The sequence below is a fragment of the Pseudomonas sp. QD4 genome (genome assembly GCF_049199125.1).
Lineage (GTDB): Bacteria > Pseudomonadota > Gammaproteobacteria > Pseudomonadales > Pseudomonadaceae > Aquipseudomonas.
In genome coordinates this window covers 1770860-1777600 of record NZ_JBLZOM010000002.1, presented here as the reverse complement: position 1 = coordinate 1777600, position 6741 = coordinate 1770860, and the positions used below count along the sequence as shown (strand labels likewise).

General features: G+C 62.3%; 6 protein-coding genes. 2 read left to right on the top strand and 4 right to left on the bottom strand.

Annotation, left to right across the window (positions count from 1 at the left end; translation table 11 throughout):
• Positions 1-120: 120 nt before the first annotated feature.
• Together ppk1 and hemB are read right to left on the bottom strand one after the other, a co-directional pair.
• On the bottom strand, positions 121-2349 hold the full coding sequence (ppk1, locus tag ACOZJV_RS19175) for a polyphosphate kinase 1 (protein WP_078470515.1): 2229 nt from the start codon (positions 2347-2349) through the stop codon (positions 121-123).
• 18 nt (positions 2350-2367) lie between these two features.
• Complete coding sequence (gene hemB, locus ACOZJV_RS19170; protein WP_020295947.1) at positions 2368-3381, bottom strand: porphobilinogen synthase; 1014 nt, start codon at positions 3379-3381, stop codon at positions 2368-2370.
• 207 nt (positions 3382-3588) lie between these two features.
• Here hemB and ACOZJV_RS19165 point away from each other — a divergent pair, with 207 nt between their 5' ends.
• Positions 3589-4203 (top strand): DedA family protein, encoded by a 615-nt coding sequence (locus tag ACOZJV_RS19165; RefSeq protein WP_020295948.1) that lies wholly within the window; start codon positions 3589-3591, stop codon positions 4201-4203.
• Here the strand turns inward: ACOZJV_RS19165 and ACOZJV_RS19160 are convergent.
• On the bottom strand, positions 4184-5419 hold the full coding sequence (locus tag ACOZJV_RS19160) for a sterol desaturase family protein (protein WP_201128517.1): 1236 nt from the start codon (positions 5417-5419) through the stop codon (positions 4184-4186). The genes ACOZJV_RS19165 and ACOZJV_RS19160 overlap by 20 nt on opposite strands.
• 113 nt (positions 5420-5532) lie before the next feature.
• On the opposite strand from ACOZJV_RS19160, the gene elbB reads away from it, so the two are divergent.
• The gene (gene elbB / locus ACOZJV_RS19155) at positions 5533-6198 is read left to right on the top strand and encodes an isoprenoid biosynthesis glyoxalase ElbB (RefSeq protein WP_078470513.1); all 666 of its coding nucleotides are present in this window, start codon (positions 5533-5535) and stop codon (positions 6196-6198) included.
• A 46-nt stretch (positions 6199-6244) separates the two neighbouring features.
• Here elbB and ACOZJV_RS19150 read toward each other — a convergent pair whose 3' ends face one another.
• On the bottom strand, positions 6245-6700 hold the full coding sequence (locus ACOZJV_RS19150; protein ID WP_020295951.1) for a YaiI/YqxD family protein: 456 nt from the start codon (positions 6698-6700) through the stop codon (positions 6245-6247).
• Positions 6701-6741: the final 41 nt, after the last annotated feature.

Here is a 6741-nt window from a genome sequence, read left to right as displayed (position 1 = left end):
CCGCGTACCCCCGCCCGCGCGCCGCGGGTGGGGGTGGGGGTGCCGGGGGTCGTCACCGGCTTCTTCTGGCATGGCGCCCGGGGGGGGGCGGGGGGGCCCCCCGCTTCGCTGTCACTTCTCCTAGCGAACGCTCAACACTGGATTGCTCAGGCGCTCCAGCAGAATCGCCTGGGCGCTGCGCGGGTTCTGGTTGCCGGTCGGCGTGTTGCGGATGTAGCGCCCGTCCGACTGCAGGCTCCAGCTGTGGGTGTTGTCGGTGAGGTAACTCTCCAACTCTTTCTTGACCCGCAGGATCAGCTTCTTGCCCTCGACCGGGAAGCAGGTCTCGACCCGCTTGTCGAGGTTGCGCTCCATCCAGTCGGCACTGGAGAGGAACATCTGCTCCTCGCCGCCGTTGAGGAAGTAGAACACCCGGGTGTGCTCCAGGAAGCGGCCAATGATCGAGCGCACATGAATGTTGTGCGAGACCCCGGCGATGCCCGGACGCAGGCAGCACATGCCGCGCACCACCAGGTCGATACGCACGCCAGACTGGCTGGCCTTGTACAGCGCGCGGATGATCTTCGGATCGGTCAGCGAGTTGAACTTGGCGATGATGTGCGCCGGCTTGCCGTCGAGGGCGAACTGAGTCTCCCGGGCAATCATGTCGAGCATGCCCTTCTTCAGGGTGAACGGCGCGTGCAGCAGCTTCTTCATGCGCAGGGTCTTGCCCATGCCGATCAACTGGCTGAACAACTTGCCCACGTCTTCGCACAGGGCGTCGTCGGAGGTCAGCAGGCTGTAGTCGGTGTAGAGACGGGCGTTGGCCGCGTGATAGTTGCCGGTGCCCAAGTGCGCGTAACGCACGATCTCGCCGGCTTCACGGCGCAGGATCAGCATCATCTTGGCGTGGGTCTTGAAGCCGACCACACCGTAGATCACCACCGCACCGGCCGCTTGCAGGCGGCTGGCCAACTGCAGGTTGGACTCTTCGTCGAACCGCGCGCGCAATTCGATCACCGCCGTGACTTCCTTGCCGTTACGCGCCGCATCCACCAGCGCATCGACGATTTCCGAGTTGGCGCCGCTGCGGTACAGGGTCTGCCGGACAGCCAGCACGTGGGGGTCCTTGGCGGCCTGGCGCAGCAGGTCGACCACCGGGGTAAAGGACTCGAAGGGGTGCAGCAACAGGATGTCCTGCTTGCTGATCACACTGAAGATGTTCTCGCTGTTCTGCAGCAGCTTGGGGATCTGCGGGGTGAACGGCGTGTATTGCAGCTCCGGATGGCTGTCCAGGCCGGTGATGCTGAACAGGCGCGTCAGGTTAACCGGGCCATTGACCTGATACAGCTCGGTCTCGTGCAGGTTGAACTGCTTGAGCAGGTAGTCCGACAGGTGTTTCGGGCAGGTGTCGGCCACTTCCAGACGCACCGCGTCGCCGTAGCGACGGGAGAACAGCTCGCCGCGCAGGGCGCGGGCCAGGTCTTCGACGTCCTCGGTGTCCACGGCCAGGTCGGCGTTACGGGTCAGGCGGAACTGATAGCAGCCTTTTACCTTCATGCCCTGGAACAGGTCATCGGCATGGGCGTGGATCATCGACGACAGGAACACATAGTTGTCGCCTGGGCCGCCGACTTCTTCCGGCACCTTGATGATGCGCGGCAGCAGGCGCGGCGCCGGGATGATCGCCAGGCCGGAATCACGGCCAAAGGCATCGATCCCTTCCAGCTCGACGATAAAGTTCAGGCTCTTGTTCACCAGCAACGGGAATGGGTGCGTCGGGTCGAGGCCGATCGGGGTGATGATCGGCGCGATTTCGTCGCGGAAATAGCGGCGGACCCAGGTCTTGAGCTTGGTGGTCCAGTTGCGGCGACGGATAAAGCGGACCTGATGTTTCTCCAGCTCCGGCAACAGGATGTCGTTGAGGATCGCGTACTGGCGGTCGACGTGGCCGTGCACCAGTTCGCTGATGCGCGCCAGCGCCTGGTGCGGCTGCAGGCCGTCGGCCCCGGCTTGTTCACGGGCGAAGGTGATCTGCTTTTTCAGGCCGGCAACGCGGATCTCGAAGAATTCGTCGAGGTTGCTGGAGAAGATCAGCAGGAACTTGAGCCGTTCCAGCAGAGGGTAGGACTCATCCAGCGCCTGCTCCAGGACCCGGATGTTGAACTGCAGTTGCGACAATTCGCGGTGGATGTACAGGCTGCTGTCATCCAGGCTGGGAATCGCGATCGCCGGGGCCGCCTGCGGCGACTCGACCGCGGCCGCGACCACCGCAGGCGGGGTCTCCAGCTCGGGCGGGGTTTCGGCAACTTGCTCAATCACAGGCTGAGCGTCTTTTACGGCAACTTCAGTAAGTCCTTCGGTATTCATCGCGTGTTCCTGGGAGGGCTATTTTTGCTCTCGTAACAATTGAGCAGCACGAACGGCAAAGTAAGTCAGGATGCCATCGGCACCTGCACGTTTAAAAGCGGTCAGGGATTCAAGAATAACCCCTTCACCCAACCATCCATTCTGAATCGCCGCCATATGCATGGCGTACTCGCCGCTGACTTGGTAGACAAAGGTCGGCACCTTGAATTCATCCTTGACCCTATAAAGGATGTCCAGATAAGGCATGCCGGGCTTGACCATCACCATGTCCGCGCCTTCCGCCAGGTCGGCGGCCACCTCATGCAGCGCTTCATTGCTGTTGGCCGGGTCCATCTGGTACGAGGCCTTGTTGGCCTTGCCCAGGTTCAGCGCCGAGCCCACCGCATCGCGGAACGGGCCGTAATAGGCGCTGGCGTATTTGGCCGAGTAGGCCATGATCCGCACATTGACGTGACCGGCCAGCTCCAGGGCCTCGCGGATCGCCTGGATCCGCCCGTCCATCATGTCCGATGGCGCCACCACCTGGGCACCGGCCGCGGCATGGGACAACGCCTGGCGGACCAGGGCGTCAACGGTGATGTCGTTCTGCACATAACCGTCTGCGTCGAGAATCCCGTCCTGGCCATGGGTGGTGAACGGGTCCAGCGCCACATCGGTGATGACCCCAAGCTCCGGAAAGCGCTCGCGCAAGGCGCGGGTTGCGCGCTGGGCAATACCTTCCGGGTTCCAGGCTTCGGCCGCGTCCAGGGACTTGAGCGCCGCCGGAGTCACCGGAAACAGGGCCAGCGCCGGAATCCCGAGCTCGACCCAAGTCGCTGCCTCTTCGAGCAGCAGGTCAATGGTCAGGCGCTCCACCCCCGGCATCGAAGCCACCGCTTCCCGACGGTTCTCGCCCTCGAGCACGAACACCGGCAGGATCAGATCGTCGACGCTCAGGACGTTTTCACGAACCAGGCGGCGAGAGAAATCATCACGACGGTTGCGGCGCAGGCGGGTGGCGGGGAACAGGCGGTTGGCAGGGGTAAAGCTCACGGCAGACTCCTGAGCCCGCGCTGGCGGGCGAGCGTGACAGTTATAAGCGGCCATTATGACGAACGAATGACAGTTGTGCTTAACCCTGTGACCTGTAGTCGCAGTGATTGTCATTGCTGGATTTGTTCACGTCGAGACACATTTCGATACTTTCCTCTATGTCCTCGAAGGGGTAGGCTGCGCGTTCATTTCGCCAGCACCCAGACAATGCTCCAACAATTTCTGCATGACTTCGGCTACTTCGCCCTTTTTCTCGGCACGTTCTTCGAAGGCGAAACCATTCTGGTGCTCGCGGGCTTCCTCGCGTTTCGCGGATACATGGATATCAATCTGGTGGTGGTAGTGGCCTTCTTCGGCAGCTACGCCGGCGACCAGCTTTGGTATTTCCTCGGGCGCAAGCACGGGCGCAAATTGCTTGCGCGCAAACCCCGCTGGCAATTGATGGGTGACCGGGCGCTGGAGCATATCCGCAAGCATCCGGATATCTGGGTACTGACTTTCCGCTTCGTCTACGGCCTGCGCACGGTCATGCCCGTGGCCATTGGCCTGTCCGGCTATCCGCCGGGACGCTACCTGCTGCTCAACGGTATCGGCGCAGCCATCTGGGCCACCGCCCTGGCCGCTGCCGCCTACCACTTCGGTGCAGTGCTCGAGGGCATGCTCGGCAGCATCAAGAAGTACGAGCTGTGGGTGCTGGGCGCCCTGCTGATCCTGGGCCTGGGCCTGTGGTTGCGCCGGCGCCTGAAGAACGCGCGGCTGGCCAAGGAGATCTACCAGGCCGAGCAGGACAAGAAGGCCGAAATCAAGACGCCAGTCGAGTAACCCGGCCTCTGACGTAATACAGACCGATCACACTGAGCAGGCTGTAGCTCAGCAGGCCGATCCAGCCCAACGGGCTGGCCGGCCACAGCCCGACCAGCGGCGCCAGCCACACCAGCGGCAGGTTCGACAGCAGCCGCACAGCCTCCAGCTTCAACGCCCACGGCCGATTCTCCAGCGCCGCGCCCAGCACGAACAACCCGAATGCTATGGCGCCCCAGCCCAGTACCAAGGCACCGGTCGGCAAGCTGTTCTCCAGGTTCATCAGGTAGCTGCCCAGCGCCACATACACCGAGAACTGCAGCACCACGTACACCTGCTGGCGCACATCCAGCTCCACCTCGAACTTGCGGAACTGGCTCAGGTCCGGCTTGGCCAGCGGGTACTTGGCCCGCACATCCGCCGGGCGCCAGCCGGTGCGCATGAACCAGATCCGCAGCTTGTCCCAGTAGCTTTCGGTACGCCGCGCGTCCTCCCACAGCTGTGCATAAAACTGCAGGTTGGCCCAGATCGGGTTCCAACTGGCCAGGGGCGTGGTCACCCCAAATATCACGGGCTCGTTATCGTCTTCTTCCTGGAACGAGCCAAATAGACGGTCCCAAATAATGAACACGCCGCCGTAGTTGCGATCCATGTAGAGAGCGTTCTGTGCATGGTGGGCCCGATGATTGGACGGCGACACGAAGAACCATTCGAACCAGCCGAGCTTGGGGATATGCCGGGTATGCACCCAAAACTGGTAGAGCAGGTTCAGCGCCGCAACGCTGACAAACACCAGCAGTGGCACGCCGGCCACGGCCAGCGGCAGGTAGAAGATCCAGCTCAGCAGGAAGCCGGTGCTGGTCTGGCGCAGGGCCGTGGAGAGGTTGTAGTCCTCGCTCTGGTGGTGCACCGAATGGGCGGCCCAGAGGATGTTGCGTTCATGGCCGAAGCGATGCAGCCAGTAGTAGCAGAAGTCATAGAGCACAAAGGCGAATACCCAGACCCAGACGCTGTCGGCCGGCAACTCGAACAGCGCCAGGTGCTTCAGGGCAAAGGCATAGGTCACCAGGCCCACACCCTTGGTCAGAAGCCCCGTGGTGGTCGACAGCATACCGGTGCTGATGCTGTTGACGGCATCGGCGACGCGGTAGTTGTTCACCCCGCGCCAGCGATCGGCCAACAGTTCGACAACAATCAATACGAAGAAAAACGGCACCGCATAGAGGATGAAGTTCATGACGCGACCTGACCGGAATCGATACGCGAGATTAGGGCCCGCGGTGAAATAACCCTATGGCAACCCATGACAATTTAGTGGACATTTAGCGCCATGAATCTGGAGAAAAACCCATGAGCAAAAAAGTTGCAGTGATCCTTTCCGGTTGTGGCGTATACGACGGCGCCGAGATCCATGAAAGTGTGATCACCTTGCTGCGTCTCGACCAACGCGGCGCCAAGGTCCAGTGCTTCGCCCCTGACATCGCGCAGATGCACGTGATCAACCACCTGACCGGTGAAACCATGGACGAGTCGCGCAACGTGCTGGTGGAATCGGCGCGCATTGCCCGTGGCGAGGTCAAGAACCTGCGCGAAGCCAACGCCGAAGACTTCGATGCGCTGATCGTGCCCGGAGGTTTTGGCGCGGCCAAGAACCTCTCCAACTTTGCCGTCGAAGGCGCGGGCTGCAAGGTCCAGGAAGATGTACTGGCGCTGGCCGAAGCCTTTGCCGAGGCTGGCAAGCCGGTGGGCCTGATCTGCATTTCGCCGGCACTGGCGGCGAAGATCTACGGCCCGGGGGTGATCTGCACCATCGGCAACGATGCCGACACCGCCGCCGCCATGGGCAAGATGGGCGCCACCCACACCGACTGCGAAGTCAGTGAAATCATCGAGGACAAAGCCCGCAAACTGGTGAGCACCCCGGCCTACATGCTCGCCCAGTCCATCAGCGAAGCCGCATCCGGCATCAACAAGCTGGTGGACCGAGTGCTGGAACTGACCCACGAAAACGACTGACCGCCCTCGCTGCCTCAGCACCTGTTCGCGATCTGGGGAGCGACGCTCAGGCCTGACGCGCCAGCCGCGTCAGGATACGGTCCAGTGAGTTGGCGAACGCCTGCTTCTCGCGATCACCGTAAGGCCCCTGCCCGCCGCCGACCTGCCCCTGTTCGCGCAGGTCGGTGAACAGGTTGCGCACTGCCAGGCGCTCTCCCATGTTCTGCGCGTCGAACTCCTTGCCGCGAGGATCAAGGGCCGCCACGCCTTTCTTCACCAACCGGTCCGCCAGTGGCACATCACTGCAGATCACCAGCTCGCCCGGTACGGCGTGTTCCACCAGATAATCGTCGGCGGCATCCGGCCCGCTGGGCACCACGATCAGCTTGACGCAGGTAAACGCCGGCTTGATCTGGCTTTGCCCGGCCACCAGCACCACCTCGAATTGACGCTTCAAGGCGAAGCGCACCAACTGATCCTTGGCCGCCTTGGGGCAAGCGTCGGCATCGACCCAGACACGCATAATCCTTCCTCCTGAATGCACTGCGGGCAAACCCGCCCCCT